Genomic DNA, 20,543 nt, shown 5'->3' with positions numbered 1-20,543 from the left:
TTAATAGATTCAAAATGTTCGCGGAGGGAAATCATGTCGGGGAATCATATACTGCTTGTCGAGGATGATCGATCCATCAGTGGAATGGTGGGACCTTATCTGGAAAAAGAGGGCTACCGCGTCTCGTATGCATACGACGGTATGGAGGCAGAGCGGCTGTTCGCGGTGGAGCCTCCCCGGTACGATCTGGTCATTCTGGATCTCATGCTGCCGCGCCGAAGCGGCATAGAGGTGCTGCGGGCGATCCGGAGCACCAGCTTGGTGCCTGTTCTTATCCTGTCGGCCAAGGATGGTGAGGTGGACAAGGCGCTGGGCCTTGAATTGGGCGCCGACGATTATGTAAGCAAGCCCTTCTCGCTGATCGAACTGACCGCACGCGTGAGAGCGGCCATTCGCCGCTCGAATTATGCGGTGCCACCCGGCTCCCGCCAGGCTGCGGATTCGCCGGAACAAGGCGAGATTATCCGGGCCGGGGGTATCGTCATGAATTTGGAGACATACGGCGTCGAGCGGGACGGTCAGCACGTGAAGCTGACTTCCAAGGAGTTCGGCATCCTGAGGCTGCTCGCGGAGCATCCGGGTCGGGTGTATACGAAGGCCCAGATCTACGCGTCGGTCTGGAACGATACCTTTTATGGAGACGATAACATCATTAACGTGCATATGCGCCGTTTGCGCGAGAAGCTGGAAGCGGACCCGTCCGACCCTCAATACATCAAGACGCTGTGGGGCCTCGGGTACAAGCTGCAAGTGAATGGGTCATGATTTGGTTCTTCGTGACGTCCACCGCGCTGCTCGGCATTGCGGTGATCGTGCTTTGGGCAAGGCAGCGTAAACGAAGCCGCCAGTTCGCGTACATTCACGGCAAGCTGAACGTTATTTTGGATAAAGGCACGAACGAGCGGCTGCTGATATTCGACAGCGACGCTCAGGTAGGGCAACTGTTGACCGACATGAACCGGCTGCTCGACCACGCGCATCGGGCGGGAGCGCGCTACGCCAATCAGGAGATCGAGATTCGCCGCATGCTGTCCAACATCTCGCATGACCTGAAGACGCCGCTGACGGTGGTGCTGGGCTACAGCGAGATTCTTCTTCATGATCGCGGTCTGGCTGAGCGCGAGCGGGAAGCGATGATGACCAATATCCATGGCAAGGCGCAGGAGGTGCTCCGTCTCGTGCATTCCTTCTTTGACCTGGCCAAGCTGGAGGCGGGCGATACCGAGATGGCGCTGACCCGCGTGAATGCCAGCGAGCTGTGCCGCTTGAAGTTGTTGTCCTTTTACGAAATGCTTGAAAGTCTGGGAATGAGGCTAGAGCTGTCCATGCCGGGCGAAGACCTGTATGTCATGGCCGATGAGGAGGCGCTAACGCGCCTACTGGATAACTTGATCACGAATGCGATGAAATACGGGGCCGATGGCAAGCTGCTCGGATTGACGCTGGAGCGGTTGGAAAAAGGGAAGGTTGCCATCCAGGTGTGGGATAAAGGCAAAGGCATCCCCGAGAAAGAGCACCACCGAGTCTTCGAGCGAATGTACACGCTGGAGGATTCGCGCAATCGCCTCTACCAAGGCAGCGGCCTCGGCCTGACAATTACGAAGCGGCTGGTTGAGCGCATGGGAGGCACGATCAGCTTGCACAGCGTACCCCACGAGCGGACCGTGTTCACGGTTGTTCTAAAGTCCGCATAGCAAAGGAGAGCACGGGGCGATGACATACATAGCGCGAACGATTGGAGTAACGAAGGCATACGGGGGCACGGAGGTAGTGTCCAACGTCTGCATGAATATCAGGCAGGGGGAAATCTACGGATTTCTCGGGCATAACGGGGCGGGCAAAACGACGGTGTTGAGGATGCTGACCAACCTGGTCAAACCGACCGCGGGCGAGATCGAACTGTTCGGAGAGAGGCTGACGCCTCATTCATACGAAGTGCTGAAACGCATGGGCAGCGTGATCGAGTACCCGTTTTTCTATGACGGCCTGTCGGCCCGGGAGAACCTGGAGCTGCATTGCGAATATATGGGGTTTCCGGACAAAAAGGTCATTGGCGCCATGATGGAACAGGTGGGCCTGAAGGATACGGGCAGGAAGCCCGTCCGGGAATTTTCGCTCGGCATGAAACAGCGGCTTGGCATCGCCCGCGCATTGATCACGACGCCGGAGTTGCTCATTTTGGATGAGCCGATCAACGGTTTGGACCCGGCAGGCATCAAGGAGCTGCGCGATCTTCTCAAACGGCTCAGTGCCGAATACCGGATCACGCTGCTTGTCTCCAGCCACATTCTCGGCGAGATCGAGCAAATTGCCGATACGGTCGGCGTCATTCGCGGAGGGCGGCTGATCGAGGAAGTGGCGATGGAACGCATTCGCGGACAACAGAGCGAATATATCGAGCTTCGGCCAACCGACGTTCGCAAGGCGGCGTACGTTATGGAGCATCTGCTCGGACTAAGCAATTACAAGCTGGTGGACCAGCATACGATGAGGGTTTACGATCAAGGAGCGAGTCCTTCGGAGCTGATTGCGGGGCTTGTTCGCCACGACGTCGCGGTCGAATCGATCTTCAAACGGGCGCATACTTTGGAGGAATACTTCATGAACCTGATGAAGGGGGATGGCGACATTGCTTAAACTGATTTCGCTGGAGCTCCGGAAGTACCGGTTCGCCCGTAATATCGGCTATGCCGCCATGGCCGACCTGGCGCTCCTTCTGTTCCTGACCATGATGGGCATAACCGATTATGGAGCCGACGATTACGCTTTTTCCACTTACCCGGAGTCGTTCATGCTGATCGATACCTTCGTCAGGGCAACATTCATGATATTCGCCGGGGCGCTGCTCTCAGGAATGATTGCCTTGGAATACAGAAACAAAACGTTGACCGTGCTCTTTACGTATCCGATCAAACGCCGCAAGCTGATCGCTGCCAAACTGGTCATCATCTTCGTGTTTACGTTCGGAATGATCCTGTTCACCGACGTGTTGACGGGTTCCATATTGGTAGCCGTGGATTACTTCTATCCCTTCATTGCGGATTCGCTGACGATGGAGCAGGTACGAGTGCTGCTGCTTGAGTACACCATCAGTTCGCTGTCGGCTGCCGGGATGGCCCTGATTCCTTTGTACTTCGGCATGCGCAAGCATTCGGTTACGGCCACTATGGTTTCCTCCATCCTGCTGGTGCTCATCGTATGTTCCGGCTTTAACGGACCGTCGCTGTCCATTAACTCCATCATCGCGATCCATGTGTTGCTTGGAGCCGCCGGTTTATGGATTGCCTGGCTATCGATGCTTCGTCTGGAGATGAAGGATGTGAACTAGGCGACGGAGGACCGCGGAGACGTGCAGCGGGACGGAGCCGACGTTATCGCCGCGGTCGGATCGGGCATGCTGCACCGCAGCTCCCGGTACGCCGCCTACACGGCGGGCACCCCGTTTACCTCCATGCCGATAACGCCTTCGGTCGGCGACTTGAATTCCGTGGGGGCTCCGATCGTCATTTGCGGCGAGAAAATCACGGACACGCATACAAAATCCCGGATATGCTCTAAACTCAAAAGACCGTCAGGGTGAACTCCCCTGACGGTCTTTTTCTTGACCTAAACGAGCTGATCTTGGAGGGTTTTCGCCCACTGTTCATGAAGCTTTTCTTCGGAAAGCTGGAAAATGTCTTGATAACCATTGGGCTTACGAATCAATTGATTTAATGGACCTAACCCATATTTTTTAATGATGAACTCAACCATCAGATAGGAGAACTGAAATCCCGTTTTGCCGAAATCCCAGGAATCATCATTGAGATCCTCGAAGCTTGGAATTGCATGATTGCTGATGGCTGCCGAAGTCGTGCTTCGAATGAAATCTTCGGACATTTGCTGCGCTTCGTACCCGCCAATGCCCTGCCGAATCCATTTGGGGGCAAGGGGGTTGATGTCGCTGATCAACCACATGGTATACAAGTGCAGCGTGGACCGGAGGATCGATTGATACGTATGCTCGGGACCCGGGTTTAAGGGTGAGACGATTTTTAACGTGTTGTTATCGAATGTGCCCATGAACCAGTCAGGTGCATCCGATTCTCCAACGGCTTGATGGAATGTTGGCAGATCGGGATAGATCTCAATTACGATTTTGCGTGATGGCTGATGATTATATTTCGCTGCAATCTGTTCTACATTGTTCTTTAGTTCTTGAAACAGGTCCTGATGCACTTGGCTCTGACGATGACTAACTTCACTTTTGCTTTCAAAGGATATCAAATCAAGAATTGACATAATTGTGATGTCACCCCATTCTTTTAATTCTTTCTTTAGCTTCTCTAAGGAACGGTACAATCGATTTTTCACCGCACTCTCGCGCATGCCCACGATCCTGGATATTTCCGAAAGCGTACAATCCACAAAAAATCGCAAGGATATAATCTGCTGATCAAGCTCACTCAGCTGCTTAAGTGCCGCGCTAATATCGATTCGAATATCTACATATCTGGCAAAATCAAGGGAGATGGACTGTGATTCATAACTTGTAAAGTCATAAGGCATCTCATGTTTACGTGATATACTTCGATATTCATTTTTAACCGTGTTCTGGGCGATCTTGAAGATCCAGGTGAACAGACTGGAATTCTCGTTAAACTTATCGAGGTTCTCCATGGCCCTTAAGAACACTAGTTGTGTTAAGTCATCTGCAGCCATTGGATTCACTTTCAGTGCGAGATAATGGCGAATCCTCAAGCGGTATTCATCATACATCTCTTCAAATGTACGCTTGGTTCCCTGGTTATCCGGATAAACAGGGAGATTGTCATGAGCTCTTGACATGGATAAGAACCTCCTCTTGACCTTACAGTTAATTAGACACCGGAGGGAGGCAAAAAGCCACATTCGACGGAAATAATTTCTGCTTATTTTCATATGGTGACTGGGCTGGTAAATCTAGATTATTGACGCATTTATATCAATCATCCTATAAAGGCACAAGAATGAAAGACGGCTCTGCATATGATGTCATCATGATAAACAGGGAAGCGAGGTGATCCTAATATGTCATCGAAACGCGCAAGGAAGTCCAGATCTGCTTCCAAATCGAGCCCTCCGCAGCATTGGGTAGGCCAACCGGTCGTGGTCGTTCTGAAGGACGGCAGCTACTATATCGGAGAACTGAATCAGATCCAAGGCCGGGAAGTAACACTGTCAGGACTTCGTGCTAACAAAAATATGCCGGCCTCGATTGCTCGGAGCGGGGATAAAGCGCAAATCTCCGGATTTTTAAGCAACTTGTTTGGAGGTCCTCCAAGCGCTCCGGCAGTCGAAGGGGCTGAGCGAGGAGAAGGAGTCGCGGCGGTTGGCGGATTGGGCTTCTTGGGACAAATCGTGCCTCACATTACACTGGGCATGAATATGATAAAAACCATTATGCCATTAATGGGAATGTTAAAAATTTAACGTTGCAAAAGCGTCAGACAAATCACGAAACTATAAAAAAAGAAGCTTGAAACCTTCAAGCTTCTTTTTTGCATGAATTATGATTCCGCCATAACCATCGAACTATTACTTGGCGATGGCACGCTGAATAATCGATTTGGCTTCCAATGCAATGGCTTCATCTTTTTCGTCGATGGCTTGGATGAATATTAACATGGGGATATATACGGCGATCATTCGTGCCAGAATCTTAGTTTCTTCGTCCACTTCGCCATAGATATCATAGAAAGCCGCTCGGGAGGCCGGTGGCAGGAAGCTGTAAACGATACTTAGGTCACAGGCAGGATGGCCAATGTTGACGTCACCCCAATCAATAATACCCGAAAGCTTGCCGGCATCATCGACCAATATGTTTTTAAAATGGAGATCCCCGTGGATTAGAACATGTTGCTGCCTGGCCCGATCCAGGTGGATGCCCCGCAAATAGTCTGCAATTTCGTTCAACTCCGCCTGCGTAATATAGTGGGTAAGACGGGAGAGGAAATTCAACATTTTGTCTTTCCGGCCGGCCAGATCGGTCAGATTACGCTGGTCAGACAATACACCCGCTTGCTGTGCTATTTCTACGGGAAATGCATGCAGGTTCTTCAGGAAGCGGGCGAGCGTTGCCGCCGACTGCATCCGCGCTTCATCTGATATTCCAATCGGAAATTTCCCTGGAAGATAGGTATACCCCAGAAAAGGTGCAGGATAGTCTTCACTCTCTTTTCCGAAGAAAAGGGGTTTCGCATAAGGTACTGTTATGTAGTGTTCCAGCTTGGGCAGGATTTTTGCTTCGGTATTTAGTAAAGTTATGGCAATATCTCTTCGGGGGAAGCGAAACACATACTCATCGCCAACGCGATAAACGGTGTTGTCCCATCCGTTGCCAATCTCCTGAATCGGGAGGGCGGACAGCTGCGGAAATTGACGGTTAAGTAATAATCGGACTAACGGCTCGGTTACTTCCCATTCGGCATCCCATAGATTTCGGCCCATGATGACCTTCACCTCCATAATGAATTTCTCGTATGATGAATCGGATGTTATCAAGTCTAACGGAAATGCTCCGTAAAGGGCAATTGAAAGGATAACTATAATTGAAATTCACCTGCGAATATGTGCATCTGAATCATAGTGATTCCTTTCACAATAACAATATTGTATAGTAGAAGAGAGATAAAAGTCACTTGGGGACATCTATAAGACAATAATTTGACGAAATGAAGGGATACGAGTGCCATATTTACGCTTTAAAGGATTTACCGAAGTTTTTCTTGAAGAAATCACACCACAGGTCGTTGCCGAATTCGCCGGTATTGTTCAAATACCGCAGGAAATTGTAAAGATTGAACTGCTTCCTTATCAGATCATAACCAATACGCCGTTATCCGTGGAAATCCTCATGTTCCAGAGAACTCAGGAGATTCATGATGCTGTCGCAGCCCGCATTCACGACATCTTGTCGGAACACGGGTACCGGAACGTACATATTTTCTTCGTGATTCTTAAGCGGAATCTTTATTATAAAGAAGGCAGGCCATTAGAATAAAATAAGACGTTGCAGGCGAGACAAGGATGCAGATGATGCATTCTTGTTTTTTTATATGAGGTAAAACATTGTCATAAGTCTAGAACCATTCTAGAAGGAATTCTCCATCCGTTTCATAAACGTACGAGCTGCTGCACTTAAATATTTGTCATTGCGATAGTACATCTCCAAATCCCTGGAAGGAGGGTGTTTGAGTGCAACTGCCTTTAAACTGAGGGACTGAAAGCTGTCGATCAGTTGACTTGGTTGAATGGTCGCACCGATTCCTTCTCTCACAAGCTGAAATAGAGAGGTTACCGAACCGGTCTCGATCAGGATCTTGAGTTCAATCGCTTGCTCTTTGCACCATGCGTTGATCAGTTCGCGTCCATAAAACCCATTCGGATACATCACAAATGGAATACGTCCCAGTTCTTGAGGCTCTAATAGCTCACGGCTGGCTAAACGATGCTGTTCATGAACATAGAGCCTATAGGTTTCTGTGTAAAAAGGTATGCGGTTTAACCGGCTGTCAGGCTCAATGGCAAGACCCACCCCGATATCGACCTCATTGTTTAGCACTTGGTTCACGATATCAATGGAAGGAATGATCTGCACTTGGGTATTCGGAAACTCCTTGTGAAACTCAACAAGCAATGAAGTCAGTCGATAATCCAAATCGGAGGGAAGCACGGCTACCCGTAAATGGCCTGTGTTTAAATGGGTCAAGTCCGCAATTGCTCTCTTTGCATTTTCCATTTGCTGAATCATCTGTCGGGCATAGTGTTCCAGGATGGCTCCAGCTTCCGTCTGAACGGTTTTTTTACCCATGCGATCAAATAACGGAACCCCGACTTCATCCTCCAATACCCGTATTTGTTGACTTAAGGTGGGCTGGGAAATACCCAGTTTATGTGCCGCTTCGGAAAAATGTAGTTCCTTGCACAGCATCAAAAAATAGTGCAGCTGCCTAATCTCCATTCGATTCACTCCGTATTATATAGTTATAAACTATTGTTTTTATAGAAAAAATAGTATTGATCTATTATTATTGAAAAACTACAATGAGGTCAAGTTAAGCGCAGTTACTACAAGCATGACAGTAATGAAGAAGGGGTGTTCCATATGAATATATTGAAAGTTGAAGTACGGACGAAACAGTTGGCTATGATCAAGAAATTCTATGTAGATCTTTTGGAATTTGAAGTCAAGAAGGACGCTGATGAACGATTGGAGCTCCAAGCCGGTCGATCAACCATCGAATTTGTTCAGGATCATGACTCCCGCGCCTTTTATCATATTGCCTTCTCCATCGCCGTTGACCAATTATCCGAAGCCATGAAGTGGTTGGAGAATAACGGGATTGAGCTGATTACTCAAGATGGCAATCAACCATTTGAATTTAAGGATTGGCCGGCATCGGCTTGTTATTTTTATGATCCTGACGGCAATTTGATTGAATTCATTGCTCATCATGCGACGGTTCACGAGCAAGCAGATTCTTTCAATGCGAAGCATATTATAGCGATTAGCGAAATCGGTCTTCCGGTGGTTGATGTCCGTGAAGAAATCCGTCGACTGCATGAAGTCTTCGGTTTATCGCTATGGAGAGGTGATGGCAAACTATTTGCAGCGATGGGTGATGAGAACGGGTTGTTGATAGTCATTGATAAACATCGGCCTTGGTTCCCTGTACACATTAAGCCCGGCATGTTTCCGACAGTGGTGTTAATTCAGGGACTAGCCCCTGAAGAACAGCATCTTGTCGTGAATGATGGACTTTATATCATATCTTCACTATCGTTATGATAAAGTGAAAGGGAGCACCAAGATTTATAAAAAGGTTGATAGGAGGACCCATGGAGCGTCTACAAAACATGTTGAAGGATTATTATGGCTTGGAGCATACCGAAATTTCACCACAGCAGGGTGGCTGGGCTGCACTCGCATTTAGAGTCAGGAGCCATAACGAGCATTATTTCCTGAAGGCTTATGAGAAAAGCCGGGCATCCACTCCCAAGTGGACGGCGCTCATTGATGATTATGTGCCGATATTGCTGTGGCTTGAAGAGCATAGCCGTTTGAAGGGCAAGATTCCAGCCCCCATTCTCACGACGGACGGCAGTTATCAATGCGAGGATGACGAAGGGATCTATCTGCTGTATGAATATATCGTTGGGGACACGATTGCCGATCAAGAACTGACAGAGGATCAGGTACGGCAGCTAGCGGAGATGATCGCAGAGCTCCATCGCTATGGGGCAGAGGTTCCGCTTGTGACAAGTGCCATGACGGAAAACTACACGGTGCCGTTTCTTGGGCAGCTAAAGAGCACGCTGGACGAGGAGTTGCCGTATGACCTCGGGGAAGTGCTGCTTCATTATATCGATAGATTGAAGGAAATCATGCTTAAAGTTGAAGAGTTGTCCGAAGCGCTGAAGAATCGTGATCTGCGAATGGCATTATGCCATACCGACGTTCATGGATGGAATCTGATGTCTACGGGGCAGCAACTGAAGCTGATCGATTGGGAAGGACTGAAGTTGGCACCGGTTGAGGCGGATATGATGTCTTTTGTGGATGAGCCCTTTTTTGATCAATTTATGAGGGTTTATAAAGAAACGCACAGTGATTATGTAATAAACGCTGAGGCGTTGCAGTTTTATCAAGGCAGACGCAAATTGGAGGATGTCTGGGAGTTCATGGAGCAACTGCTTTATGATGTCCAGCATGACAAAGAGCGTGCGTTAACGCTCCTGAGTTTGAGAAAAGAGCTGGAAGAGATCGCTTCTTCCCATCGGGACTGATCCTTATACATGAAAAAAGCCAGCCAGTGGAGTGAAGCACGCTTCAATCCTACCAGGAGGCTTTTTTTGCTTGTCTATTTCGGTGTTTCACATCACATACTTTGCAAGTACCCAACAGAGAAGAGCCATAAACCAGGAGACAAAACCGAAGATCATCACGATTTTGTTCTCGCTCCAGCCGTACTTGAGACTGAAGTGGAAATGGATCGGGGTCATTCGGAACAGACGCAGCTTGGTCCGTTTGTAGTACCATACCTGCAGGATAACCGAGAGCTGCTCGGCTAAATAGATTATGAACAGCAACGGAATCAGAATTTCGACCTTCTCGATCACCGCTAAGAATGAAAGGGAACCGCCAATGGCAAGGGATCCCGTATCCCCCATAAAAGCCCGGGCCGGATAAATGTTGTAGAGCAGCAAGCCGAGCAGACAGCCGATCATGACCAGCGAGAACATCTGAACCTCCGGTTTGTCGGAGATTAAGAAGAAGAAAAAGTAGGTGGGTATGGCCACATTGATCAACAGTCCGTCCAAACCGTCGGTAAAGTTAATGGCATTCGCCGAACCCACAATGAATAGCAGCATGATGATGACGTACACGCTAACCGGCAGATGGAGTTGGAACCCGTTGAAGAGTCGGATATCACTTGTCAGTGAAAAGAAATGGAACAGCACATACAGTAATGTGCCGGTAAACAGGAATTGAAAAACAAGCTTCATGCGACCGGAAATGCCGGACGGGTCCTGCCATGCAGCTTTTTTGAAGTCATCCATAAATCCGATCAAACTGAACAAAAGAAAGGTCGAGCATAAGAAAACGGTAAGTGGCGCGGGTTGAAATTGCAGTGACATCGCAACGCCAATCAGCAATATAAGACCTGCCATTAACGGCGTCCCGCGTTTGGCCTGATGATCGGGAGGCAGCTCGGTCCGGATTGGCTGCGTAAGCTTTAACGTACGCAATCCCCAGATAAGCAGGGGGGTGAACAGCGTTACCAGCAAGAACGATAGTCCGGATACACCCAGAATTCCATTCATCTCATACACATCTCTTTCTATCGATTTCGTGTTAGTACATTGTATTTCGATGAAATGGACAAATATTCCTTCAAATTTCTAGAATTGATAGGGTCCGTTAATGGACAAGCGTAATGCCATGGCCGTCATTTCCTGTGGAGTGTAGGGATATCCATTCAACATCCACCACAAGATGGTCTCGTGAAACGCGCCCGTCATAAAGTTGATCACCACGTCGGACGGAACGCTGATCTGGGCGCCTGTCTCGATAGATGCCTCAAGCCCGACATTTACAAAAAGGTATAGCGTGGCTTTGAAATAACGCGTAAATGGCGTGTCCGGTTGGATTAAAATGAAGGCTTCGTAAAACTGCCGATTCTCCAGCACATGGTTGAATAAAGCTACCATATTGGAGGGCAGTTCCACATAATCAACCTCTTGAAGGGATATTTTTTTCTCGATCACGATGCAGCGTTCCAAATCTTCCATCATCTCCTTGGACATGACCTTCATTAACTCGGCTACACTACTAAAATGCTTGTAAAAGGTAGGCCGTGTCACTTGTGCCTCGGCACATAGATCCGTAATGGATATGGGATCGATTCGGGAAGCCATCATGTGAAGGAGAGCGGTTTTTATTTTTTGCAGAGTTCTGATTTCTCTCGGATCTAACTCCGGTTTCATGACAGTAGCTCCACTCCTTCGCAGTTCCACAATATGTATCTCTCTATTATACAAAATACCATCATGTACTGAATCTGGGTAGGAGATGTAGTAAGATCCACGAGTCTCTATTCTTCATGTAAGAATCGACGCCAAACGCAGATGGTCATATATCTTAAGATGTGAGTTGCTCGAAGACGGCATGAAGCATTAAGACCGATTCGCTACGCTACTAGTCATCATGTTACACGCAAAGGCCAAGATTTCGCTTGCACTGCATCTTCGTGCTTGAAGTAAGGTGAGAAATGAGGGAGCCATGGCTACCTTGATTATGGTTTAATCTATTTAATGGTTACAATTTAACTGAATGCGGTTAGATCATTAAGGATGGACAGCACCGAAAGTATCGGGAGCTTACAACGTCGATAACGGCGATTGTGAGCTCTTTTTGCTTTCCAATAATTAGGTGGCTGCTATAATGAAAGGGTGGGAATGTGAGAATATGGGTGTCTCGAAATGATGAAAGTTCCTTGTATGTCCGTTTTAAGTATGATGAACAAATGGTGATGAAGATTCGAGAAATTCCAGTAAGGAAATGGGACCGTGATAAAAAGGTCTGGCTGATTCCATATACACTCGAATCCATTCAACAGTTGCATACACATTTTGAAGGAACGAAGATTCATGTTGATAGCGTGTTGATGAAAGAGTGCCACTTGTTTAACAATGAAGTTCACATGCAGGAACACATTCCAATCTATTCATGGAATGAGTCGATAAAAAGGTCTTTCGTTCATGCACTGCAGCTTCGAGGTTATAGTAAAAAAACGATAAAAGCTTATTGTAGTCAAGTCCATCGATTTCATGCTTTTGTACAGCAGCAAAATCAGAGGATGGGTCACGAGAAATTGATTCAGAGTTATTCCTTACACTTACTTCATAGGAAATGTTCCCATTCCTATGTTAATCAAGCGCTCAGCGCGATCAAATTCTATGCTCAAAAAGTATTATTGCTTGAGGAAACAGTCTCTTATGTTCGCCCTAAGAAAGAAAAGAAGTTGCCGAATGTGTTATCGATGAACGAAGTGATGTTGATCTTAAAAGCACTCCATAATTTAAAACATCGTGCGATCCTATACCTTACCTATTCTTCAGGATTACGGGTAGGGGAAGTGGTCCGATTGAAAACTCAAGACATTGATTTCGAGCGAAAAACACTTCGAGTTTATCAAGGCAAAGATCGAAAGGATCGTCTTACGCTATTATCCGATACAGCTATGGATATGATTCAACCGTATTTACAACAAGAAAAGCCTGAGAAGTGGATGTTCCCAGGTCAACACCCAGAGCGCCATATTACTGAACGAACGGTTCAAAAAGTGTTCGAACAAGCACGTGCTGCTTCTGGAATCCAGAAAAAGGTTAGTATTCACGCCTTACGCGCCATTCATTCGCTACACATCTGTTGGAAGGTGGAATTGACATTCGCTTCATTCAAGAGTTGCTCGGTCATCAAAGTGTACGCACCACCGAAAGGTATACACATGTGAGTGTGAAGGACATAAGAAGAATTAAAAGTCCGTTAGATCAATTGGAAGAGGAGTCGTAAACTTGGTTGTTGAAGGTGTGTTCACGAAGTTCGTAAACACCTCAAGAGATGATATTTTTGCGAAGTTCGTGAAAAAGACGTTATATGAAACCACACGAAAGATATTTATTTTGAAGGTGATATCATGGGAGTCTTTAAGAAAATCGATAACCTTATCTCTCTCGTTACAATAAAAAATGGATCTGCGGAAGATATTGTTGGTGAAGTATGTACGAATCTCTATAAAGAAGAAGGTTCTAAAGTTAAAGAAGATTTTAATTCTTTACCTATTTGGCTGCAAGATATTATTTTACTTATTGAGTTCGATACTGAATTAGCGATGAGTGGAATAGTTGGATTTCTAGAGAATTCTACAGGATTAATGTTAGATGAAACAATTGATACTCTTAAACGCATCAATGCAATTGATGATTATAGGGTAATGAATAAAATTAAAGAGATATTGAAGAAGAATGGAATCGAAATAAAAGTACTTAGAGAAAATATTAATAGAAGAAGTGAATATGAAGTCTTGAAAAGCCAAGAAGTACATGAATTGAATTTTGAAGAAATAATAAATGAAGAAACGAATTTATATCTATATCAAGATCGAAATATATTTGAATACTTATTTGAGTACATAGATTTAAACCGAGCTGAATTATTAACAGACATAAGGAATTTGTAAGTTTGGCTTCGGAGTCGTGTGGCATCATATAACACCATTTTCACGCTGCGGGAGCTAAAACTCCTTTGGTCCGGCGAGGAATTTCACAGAAGCAGAGTCAGCCGGACAACCCTGCGAGCCTAAGTCTGGCGACCCGTTCCCTACGGTCACTTAAGCCTCTCGGGTTCGTGAACACAACAACGTTATGCGCCATTACCGGTAAATACTAAAGATAATATTTAAGGAGATAATTTATGAAAGGTAAGATACTCTTATTATTTTTTATTACGATAGTGTTTTCATCATGTCAAAATATTAGTCAATCGACTACCTTGAACAGCGAAACTAAATCAACAATGAATTCTGAACTGCCCCCTGATGTAGCGAGTACAGGTAATGGAACAGATTCGAAAGAAATAACTGAAGTTCGATCAGATCCTTCTAACAATGAAGTGTTATCCATGAGCATTGGGAACTATGAGTTGAAAGGAGAATTCTATGATGAAATGCTTCGAAATCCTATAGATCATGATTATGAAGTGGATTTTAATGAATTTCAGAATTCCAAAGAGATTATAACAACATTGGCATGGGGGGCGTTGGAAGGCAAATATACAGAGATTTGGGATAAAGAGTTGAACCAAATATATAAAAAACTTCTTTCTAAGTTGGATAGAGAACCAAGAGAAGCACTAATTGAATCGCAGAAAGAATGGTTACAGTATCACTTAAGGGAAACAAAATTTGTAGAGAAAACATTTATTAGTAATGGTTACCTTGGATCACAAGGATCGGTAAGTCTAGGCAGGGTTATAAAGGAGAGAATTAGGGAAAGAACAATGCAATTATTTGAATATCGATATTTGCTAGATGGTGAAGTTGAGTTTTTATACCAAAGCAAAAAATAGAGTTGGAATCTTGACCAAAAGTTTTTAGGTGATGCTTCGAAGACAGTAACCGCGCATAACACTGTATTCACGCTGCGGGAGCTTAAGCTCCCTTGGTCCGGGCCGAGGAACTTCGGAGAAGCAGAGTCAGCCGGACAACCCTGCGAGCCTAAGTCTGACGACCGGTTCCCTGCGGTCACTTAAGGCTCTCGGGTTCGTGAATACAACAACGTTATGCGAAACCCTTGCAACATGATATTGAGAGGATGATTTTAATTGACAACAATGACAAATGAAGAAAATTTACATTTTGCTTGTTACAACCAAAATAAAGAGTTGGTACAAAGGCTTTTGATTAACGTAAAGCCTAGTGCACTCAATAAAAAGCTTACTGACTATTCAAGCCCAATTCAAGGGACTCCTTTACAAATATCCTGTAGAAATGGAAATCTGGATATTGTGAAACTTTTAATTGAAGCAGGAGTAGACAAGGAAATTAAAGATGTTGCAAAACAAAGTCCGTTATCAATTGCTGTTACTAACAATCACTACGACGTTACCAAATACTTAGTTGAAGTTGGAGCAGACATCTATTCAAAAGGTTCAAACAATCTGCAACCTATTCATTTTGCTTGCGCACACGGAAGTAGGAAGATAATTGAATTACTATTATTCATGGGGGTTGATATAAATCAAGTTGATGGTCTGAAAAGCTCACTACTTGACTTTACAACGAATCTTGATGGCGGAAATTTAGAAGCAACTAAAACATTAGTAGAAAACGGAATTGATAAGATATATTTTTCAACAGCGTTCAAATGGGCTTGTTGGAGAAACAATATAAAAATTGCCGAATACTTATTAGAGAATGGGGCGGATTTCAAAAGTGAAACAACCCCTAAATCAGAGTTATTGTTCTGGGTTTGCGGTTTAGGATATAAGGAGATAGTTAAACTATTATTAGGACTAGGTGTTGACTTTAAAACTCACGTGAAATTCAAAGGGAAAGTACTATCTTATAATGGAAGTCCTTTGGACAGAGCTATTGAAACAAATCAAACCGAAATCGTAGAACTGATTAATGCTAATTAAAATCAGGAGCTTATATAGTAGTGATGCTGGTTTTTTCGGTTGTTAGAGATAATCAATTGAATATATGTAAGTTAATCAATAAGGGAAAGGGCATCGCATAACACCATATTCACGCATCGGGCCATTCGGCCCTCGGTCCACCGCGGCGACAATTCGAGGAAGCTAATTCAGGCGGACACATCCGCACCGACTAAGCGCATCACGCCCGGCGACTTCGTCGCCTTAAGTCGGTGGGACGTCGAGAATACAAAACGTTAGCTGAAATTACTACAGACAACATTACAGACCTTATATAAATAAAAAATAATCAATAAAACCTATAAAAGCGTTATAAATTGAGTTATACTGAGGTAAGAATACACAATTACTGCATAAAGAGCAGTCGGCCACAGGAGTTAGGTCGAGAAATAGACCGTTACCTTAGCGAGGGCGGTCTATTTCTTTTTCATGTAGGTGAGCAATGCCAGAATGAACATGCCGAACATGAACATTAAGGAAAGTGCATCTTTGACCTCCATGGGCATCACCTCCCTTCTGGGAGATTAGCCGACCGCCCTTAAAGCCGTATATTGTACTAGAAAATTATAACATATAAGACATGATGAAATACCATTAAAATACTATAAATAACTAGAATACATAAGAAACAATATATAACTGTAAAACATTTATGAGAATGTAAATACAGAGAAGGCAGTAACATCACTTAACAATGCATCTAAGCTGCGGGGCATTCGCCCCTTGGTTGTCAGAAGCAAGCTCATAGTCGTAAATTCAGACAACACACGACCCGGCCTAAGATAAGAGCTATCTAAGGCCGGGTCGCGTCATAGATGCGGGAACGTTAAGCGAAATAACCGAAAAGGGGTAGAAAAATGTGGAAAAAAGATTATTTGAAATTGATGTATCCAACAAATCAGGAAGAAATGAAAATGGAAGAAGCTATGGAACTCAAATATTTAAACATTCCAGATTCACTATTTAAATATAGAGCATTTAGTCAATATTCATTAGAAAACTTTATCAATGATGAAGTACGGGTAACATCAGCAAATAACTTTAATGATCCATTTGATTGTGCTCATACTCTAGATTTTAAAAAGTTTGTAGATCAAAGAATGAGGCAAGGTCTATTAAATGAAATACCTACGATAATCAGAACGCACAAACTAGAGTACTCGATAGATGAAGTAATAAATAATTTAAGAGATAAGCCATTTATGGAGATACTGAAATTTGGTCTAAGCTTAGATCCAGCAGTTAATCAAGATCCAGGTGCATTAGATCAATTTGCAATAACAATTGAAAAGACCATAGAGGATGTCCATTACAAGAAATTAATTGCAATTATTGATCGTGTTCAAAGAAGTACGTATGTTTGTTGTTTTAGTGAAGTAAATGATTCTACATTAATGTGGAGTCACTATGCAGAAAATCATTCGGGTTTTTGCTTGGAATATGACTTTAAGCAATGTGGGAGAAAGGATATTCTAACAAGAGCGTTACAGCCAGTGATATATTCAAATGAGCTATTTGATATGACGCCATATTTCAATACACCTGGAAGATATAATAACCTGGTCAGTACATTCTCAGCAATTTCTAAATCTAAGGAATGGGAATATGAACGTGAATGGAGACTGGCATTTCCAATTGGTGAAGATTTTAAACCATTTAATCGACATGTACCAAAACCAAAGGGAGTTTATTTAGGAGCAAAAATAAAGCCTGATATTAAAGAAAAACTGATGAAAATTGCTGAAAAAAAGGATATAAACGTATTTCAAATGAGATTAGGGAACACAAACTTTCAACTCACAAAAGAACAAATCATTTGAAAGCATATCTTGAGGTCGGTTACATCGCTTAACAAAGTATTCACACTGCGGGCCGTTCGGCCCTTGGTCTGCCAGAAGCTATTTCTGGGAAGTTGATCAGGCGGACAACCCTGCACTGGCTAACCGCGCCGCGGCCGGCCCTTCGGGCCTTAAGGTTCTCGGGTTCGGGAATACATAACCGTTATAAGAAATCCCCGCAAAATTATTGAAAAGAGGGAACAATCTATGAAGATCCTTATCTCTCAGCCAAACCATGAAGGAAATCTTAAACAACTCCAAACAGAACTAGCCTTAGATTATGATTTCGATACAGTGTTATTTCCAGAGGGTTACATTACAGATAAAGAAAATGTATCAATAGCATGTGCATTAGCAAATAAGTATAAGAAGATGATAATTACCGGTTATAGAGATAACAACAAGAAAGATAGAGCGTTAATAATAAATCAGTATGGAAAGATCATCTTAGAACGTGCAAAGACACCCATGGATGATCGTTTATATACTCCTTCTGCAGTTGAGGTTGATGGGAACAAGATCGGTTATTTGTTATGTGTAGAATTATTGCAAGGATTAATTGGATTGGAAGAATATGATACAAGTTTAACTTATATTGCACATCCGATAGGTGTAGGAATGTTTAGTGAAGAACAATTTGATGAGTGGATTTCTGAGGCTAAGAGAATCGCAGTTAAATATAATACGATGATACTGGGTACAAGTCATGCAGATGGTTCATATAGAAACTGCGGTATTTCAATCCCAATAGCTTATTGTATTGATAGAGTGGGAGAGCCAGTTTTCATTTCTAAGAACGATTTAAGAACAAGGATAATTAACCTAAAAACAAAGGAATATGGATTTATTGAAAGGGCTCTTGTATAGATTGTCGTAGAAAGCGGGGGACATCTTATAACATTACATTCCTGTATCGTCGCTGACGCTCCTTGGTCGCTAAGATGGATTTCGTAGAGGTTAGTTCAGGCGACACATTCAACCGGCTAAGTCTGACGACCCGTTCCCTATGGTCACTTAAGCTGCTTGAACGTCAGGAATGCGGAAACGTTATCCGAAAACCTCGAAAATACTCGAAAATATCTGGCAAAAATAGTATAATATAAAAATAAATTTTAGCCTGCGGGAGACAAGTGAAATGAACAATTCAAACGACCAAATTCTGCTAGATGCAATTTTAGATGATTATAAACTTGATATTAACGGTAATTTAAAACCATCTGAATTGTTTGAATTATTTACTGCTGATCAAATATTAAAAGAAAATAACATGTCTTTAGAAGAAATCGAAGAAGGTATAGTTGATGGCGGACTTGATGGTGGTATTGATTCTTTTTATATATTTATTGATGGGCAAATAATTGATGATATAGATGCTATAGAAAATATAAGAAGGAATGTTAAGGTTGAGATTTGGATTATTCAATCTAAAACAACTCAATCATTTGAGGCTACACCTTTGGATAAAATTATAGTGACAATCGATCAAATATTTAACTTCACTAGTCTAGAATCAAAGGAAAACTTATTAAACAATAGACTTTATCAGAAATCAATATTATTTAAAGAGGTATACAAAAAAACAGCTTCGAAATTCCCTGATTTAAATATCAAGTTTTGTTATGCATCTAGAGGGTTTTCTCAGAATATCCATGAAAATGTTAAGGCTAAAGAAGATATTCTTATAAACAAAACAAAGCAATTCTTTAGAAACGCCAAAGTTGATTTTCTATACTATGGTATAGGAGAACTGCTTGAACTATATAGAAAAGAGAAACCATATACATTAACTTTAAAATTAAGTGAAAATCCAATTGTTGCTAAGGAGGGGTATTTAGCTTTAGTAAAATTAACGGATTACTATGATTTTATTACTGATGAAAATGAGGAGCTAAGGAAATATATATTTGATTTAAATGTCAGGGATTATCAGGGAGCAGTAGAAGTAAATAAAGATATAGAAAAAAGCTTGGAAAGCGATCACCAGATAAACTTTTGGGTTCTCAATAACGGTGTCACTATTTTGGCGGACAAAGGCTCAGCCGTAGCAAAAGATTTAACGCTTGAGAATGTCCAAATTGTAAATGGCTTACAATCCTCGACATCAATCTATAAATATTTAAAGGAATATGGTATTGAAAATGAAATTAGATCAATTTTAGTGAAAATTATTATCAAGGATGATCCTGAAGTAATTGATAAAGTTATTAAGGCTTCTAATTTTCAAACTCCTATAGCGATATCGTCATTAAAAGCAACTGATATTTTTCAAAGAGAAATTGAAGAATATTTTAAAAAAAATGACTTGTTCTATGATAGAAGAAAGGGTTATTACAAAAATACTGGGAAGACAGCAGATAAAATCATTAGTATACCATTTCTTGCTCAATCTATTATATCAATAATTCATAGAGAACCTGATTTTGCACGGGCAAGACCTTCCTCATTACTTAAAAAGGAAAGTGACTATCAGAAAGTCTTTAATAAAAAGGTACCACTCCCTGTGTATTTATTCTGCGGCAAACTTATGCTTGAAATTCAATCTCTATTGAGAAATGACTATGGGGACAAAATAAATTCCCTAAAACTTAATTTTAAATTTCATATCGCTTATATTTACGTATCAATGGTAATTAAAAACTCTGAATACTATATAACAGATATACTAAAGATTATGAACCAACCAATTGATACGAATTTGATAAATAAAGCTATCGAGTGGCTACCAGAAAAAGTATATGAATTTAATGAAACATACAAGATTTCAATCGATGCAGTTGCAAAGTCGAGCCAATTTAAAGAATTTTTAGAGAAAAGCATAAATTTGGAGCTTACTGGTGTTTCGGCTTAATATTTTGTAATCCCCAATCCATAGTGGTTGGGGATTCTCTTTATAAAGTAAATGAAAGGATTTCAACGAAGAGCGGTCATCGGATAACATTATATTCACACATCGGATCGGCGTTCGC

Annotated in this window: 23 protein-coding genes; 17 read left to right on the top strand and 6 right to left on the bottom strand. The window is 43.1% G+C overall.

Features of this window, described 5'->3' with window-relative positions; genetic code table 11:
- Nucleotides 1-33: 33 nt before the first annotated feature.
- From ACOZB4_RS19990 to ACOZB4_RS19970, 5 genes are read left to right on the top strand one after another with little or no spacing between them, the layout of a single operon-like run.
- Nucleotides 34-765 carry a response regulator transcription factor gene (locus ACOZB4_RS19990; RefSeq protein WP_379416645.1) on the top strand — a complete coding sequence of 244 codons (732 nt, stop codon included), beginning with the start codon at nucleotides 34-36 and terminating at the stop codon, nucleotides 763-765.
- Nucleotides 762-1,694 (top strand): sensor histidine kinase, encoded by a 933-nt coding sequence (locus tag ACOZB4_RS19985; protein WP_379416647.1) that lies wholly within the window; start codon nucleotides 762-764, stop codon nucleotides 1,692-1,694. The genes ACOZB4_RS19990 and ACOZB4_RS19985 overlap by 4 nt, the downstream gene beginning before the upstream one ends.
- 19 nt (nucleotides 1,695-1,713) lie before the next feature.
- A complete protein-coding gene (locus ACOZB4_RS19980; protein WP_379416649.1) occupies nucleotides 1,714-2,637 on the top strand; it encodes an ATP-binding cassette domain-containing protein in 924 nt (307 codons plus the stop codon).
- Nucleotides 2,630-3,328, top strand: coding sequence for an ABC transporter permease (locus ACOZB4_RS19975; protein ID WP_379416651.1), 699 nt, complete (start codon nucleotides 2,630-2,632; stop codon nucleotides 3,326-3,328). Before ACOZB4_RS19980 ends, ACOZB4_RS19975 begins: the two co-directional genes overlap by 8 nt.
- Nucleotides 3,329-3,349: 21 nt before the next feature.
- The gene (locus tag ACOZB4_RS19970; protein ID WP_379416653.1) at nucleotides 3,350-3,580 is read left to right on the top strand and encodes an iron-containing alcohol dehydrogenase; all 231 of its coding nucleotides are present in this window, start codon (nucleotides 3,350-3,352) and stop codon (nucleotides 3,578-3,580) included.
- Nucleotides 3,581-3,606: 26 nt separating this feature from the next.
- Here the strand turns inward: ACOZB4_RS19970 and ACOZB4_RS19965 are convergent, their stop codons facing one another.
- A complete protein-coding gene (locus ACOZB4_RS19965) occupies nucleotides 3,607-4,827 on the bottom strand; it encodes an RNA polymerase sigma factor (RefSeq protein WP_379416656.1) in 1,221 nt (406 codons plus the stop codon).
- Nucleotides 4,828-5,049: 222 nt separating this feature from the next.
- Here ACOZB4_RS19965 and ACOZB4_RS19960 point away from each other — a divergent pair, with 222 nt between their 5' ends.
- Nucleotides 5,050-5,451 carry a hypothetical protein gene (locus ACOZB4_RS19960; RefSeq protein WP_379416658.1) on the top strand — a complete coding sequence of 134 codons (402 nt, stop codon included), beginning with the start codon at nucleotides 5,050-5,052 and terminating at the stop codon, nucleotides 5,449-5,451.
- 105 nt (nucleotides 5,452-5,556) lie between these two features.
- On the opposite strand, the gene ACOZB4_RS19955 is transcribed toward ACOZB4_RS19960, so the two are convergent.
- Nucleotides 5,557-6,468: an aminoglycoside phosphotransferase family protein gene (locus tag ACOZB4_RS19955; protein ID WP_379416660.1), complete on the bottom strand. Its 912-nt coding sequence runs from the start codon at nucleotides 6,466-6,468 to the stop codon at nucleotides 5,557-5,559.
- Nucleotides 6,469-6,706: 238 nt separating this feature from the next.
- Here ACOZB4_RS19955 and ACOZB4_RS19950 point away from each other — a divergent pair, with 238 nt between their 5' ends.
- On the top strand, nucleotides 6,707-7,021 hold the full coding sequence (locus tag ACOZB4_RS19950) for a DUF1904 family protein (RefSeq protein ID WP_076321271.1): 315 nt from the start codon (nucleotides 6,707-6,709) through the stop codon (nucleotides 7,019-7,021).
- A gap of 90 nt (nucleotides 7,022-7,111) precedes the next feature.
- On the opposite strand, the gene ACOZB4_RS19945 is transcribed toward ACOZB4_RS19950, so the two are convergent.
- Nucleotides 7,112-7,981: a LysR substrate-binding domain-containing protein gene (locus tag ACOZB4_RS19945; RefSeq protein WP_379416663.1), complete on the bottom strand. Its 870-nt coding sequence runs from the start codon at nucleotides 7,979-7,981 to the stop codon at nucleotides 7,112-7,114.
- 144 nt (nucleotides 7,982-8,125) lie between these two features.
- Here ACOZB4_RS19945 and ACOZB4_RS19940 point away from each other — a divergent pair, with 144 nt between their 5' ends.
- Nucleotides 8,126-8,809 carry a VOC family protein gene (locus ACOZB4_RS19940; protein ID WP_379416666.1) on the top strand — a complete coding sequence of 228 codons (684 nt, stop codon included), beginning with the start codon at nucleotides 8,126-8,128 and terminating at the stop codon, nucleotides 8,807-8,809.
- A 50-nt stretch (nucleotides 8,810-8,859) separates the two neighbouring features.
- The gene (locus ACOZB4_RS19935) at nucleotides 8,860-9,807 is read left to right on the top strand and encodes an aminoglycoside phosphotransferase family protein (RefSeq protein ID WP_379416668.1); all 948 of its coding nucleotides are present in this window, start codon (nucleotides 8,860-8,862) and stop codon (nucleotides 9,805-9,807) included.
- Between the two features lie 87 nt (nucleotides 9,808-9,894).
- Here the strand turns inward: ACOZB4_RS19935 and mraY are convergent, their stop codons facing one another.
- Together mraY and ACOZB4_RS19925 are read right to left on the bottom strand one after the other, a co-directional pair.
- Complete coding sequence (gene mraY / locus ACOZB4_RS19930) at nucleotides 9,895-10,845, bottom strand: phospho-N-acetylmuramoyl-pentapeptide-transferase (RefSeq protein ID WP_379416670.1); 951 nt, start codon at nucleotides 10,843-10,845, stop codon at nucleotides 9,895-9,897.
- 78 nt (nucleotides 10,846-10,923) lie between these two features.
- Nucleotides 10,924-11,508 (bottom strand): TetR/AcrR family transcriptional regulator, encoded by a 585-nt coding sequence (locus ACOZB4_RS19925; RefSeq protein ID WP_379416672.1) that lies wholly within the window; start codon nucleotides 11,506-11,508, stop codon nucleotides 10,924-10,926.
- Between the two features lie 485 nt (nucleotides 11,509-11,993).
- Between ACOZB4_RS19925 and ACOZB4_RS19920 the strand changes: the two genes are divergently transcribed.
- The 5 genes from ACOZB4_RS19920 (at nucleotide 11,994) to ACOZB4_RS19900 (ending at nucleotide 15,721) form a co-directional block, all read left to right on the top strand.
- The gene (locus ACOZB4_RS19920) at nucleotides 11,994-13,037 is read left to right on the top strand and encodes a tyrosine-type recombinase/integrase (protein ID WP_422759613.1); all 1,044 of its coding nucleotides are present in this window, start codon (nucleotides 11,994-11,996) and stop codon (nucleotides 13,035-13,037) included.
- Nucleotides 12,989-13,096, top strand: coding sequence for a hypothetical protein (locus tag ACOZB4_RS19915; protein ID WP_422759611.1), 108 nt, complete (start codon nucleotides 12,989-12,991; stop codon nucleotides 13,094-13,096). The genes ACOZB4_RS19920 and ACOZB4_RS19915 overlap by 49 nt, the downstream gene beginning before the upstream one ends.
- 124 nt (nucleotides 13,097-13,220) lie before the next feature.
- On the top strand, nucleotides 13,221-13,763 hold the full coding sequence (locus tag ACOZB4_RS19910) for a DMP19 family protein (RefSeq protein WP_422759610.1): 543 nt from the start codon (nucleotides 13,221-13,223) through the stop codon (nucleotides 13,761-13,763).
- Nucleotides 13,764-13,996: 233 nt separating this feature from the next.
- Nucleotides 13,997-14,650: a lysozyme inhibitor LprI family protein gene (locus ACOZB4_RS19905; protein WP_379404873.1), complete on the top strand. Its 654-nt coding sequence runs from the start codon at nucleotides 13,997-13,999 to the stop codon at nucleotides 14,648-14,650.
- A gap of 264 nt (nucleotides 14,651-14,914) precedes the next feature.
- Entirely contained in the window at nucleotides 14,915-15,721 is an 807-nt protein-coding gene (locus ACOZB4_RS19900) for an ankyrin repeat domain-containing protein (RefSeq protein WP_379405605.1), read from the top strand.
- A 434-nt stretch (nucleotides 15,722-16,155) separates the two neighbouring features.
- Here the strand turns inward: ACOZB4_RS19900 and ACOZB4_RS19895 are convergent, their stop codons facing one another.
- The gene (locus ACOZB4_RS19895; RefSeq protein ID WP_220687457.1) at nucleotides 16,156-16,239 is read right to left on the bottom strand and encodes a putative holin-like toxin; all 84 of its coding nucleotides are present in this window, start codon (nucleotides 16,237-16,239) and stop codon (nucleotides 16,156-16,158) included.
- 357 nt (nucleotides 16,240-16,596) lie between these two features.
- Here ACOZB4_RS19895 and ACOZB4_RS19890 point away from each other — a divergent pair, with 357 nt between their 5' ends.
- The 3 genes from ACOZB4_RS19890 (at nucleotide 16,597) to ACOZB4_RS19880 (ending at nucleotide 20,425) form a co-directional block, all read left to right on the top strand.
- Entirely contained in the window at nucleotides 16,597-17,559 is a 963-nt protein-coding gene (locus ACOZB4_RS19890) for a DUF2971 domain-containing protein (RefSeq protein ID WP_379404875.1), read from the top strand.
- 225 nt (nucleotides 17,560-17,784) lie between these two features.
- On the top strand, nucleotides 17,785-18,444 hold the full coding sequence (locus tag ACOZB4_RS19885) for a hypothetical protein (RefSeq protein WP_379404877.1): 660 nt from the start codon (nucleotides 17,785-17,787) through the stop codon (nucleotides 18,442-18,444).
- Between the two features lie 268 nt (nucleotides 18,445-18,712).
- Nucleotides 18,713-20,425 carry an AIPR family protein gene (locus ACOZB4_RS19880; protein ID WP_379404879.1) on the top strand — a complete coding sequence of 571 codons (1,713 nt, stop codon included), beginning with the start codon at nucleotides 18,713-18,715 and terminating at the stop codon, nucleotides 20,423-20,425.
- Nucleotides 20,426-20,543 lie beyond the last annotated feature (118 nt).

This window comes from Paenibacillus sp. NPDC058898, assembly GCF_049316025.1.
GTDB lineage: Bacteria > Bacillota > Bacilli > Paenibacillales > Paenibacillaceae > Paenibacillus_AQ.
Note: the sequence above shows the minus strand (reverse complement) of the source record. Positions and strands in the feature narration are given on the sequence as shown.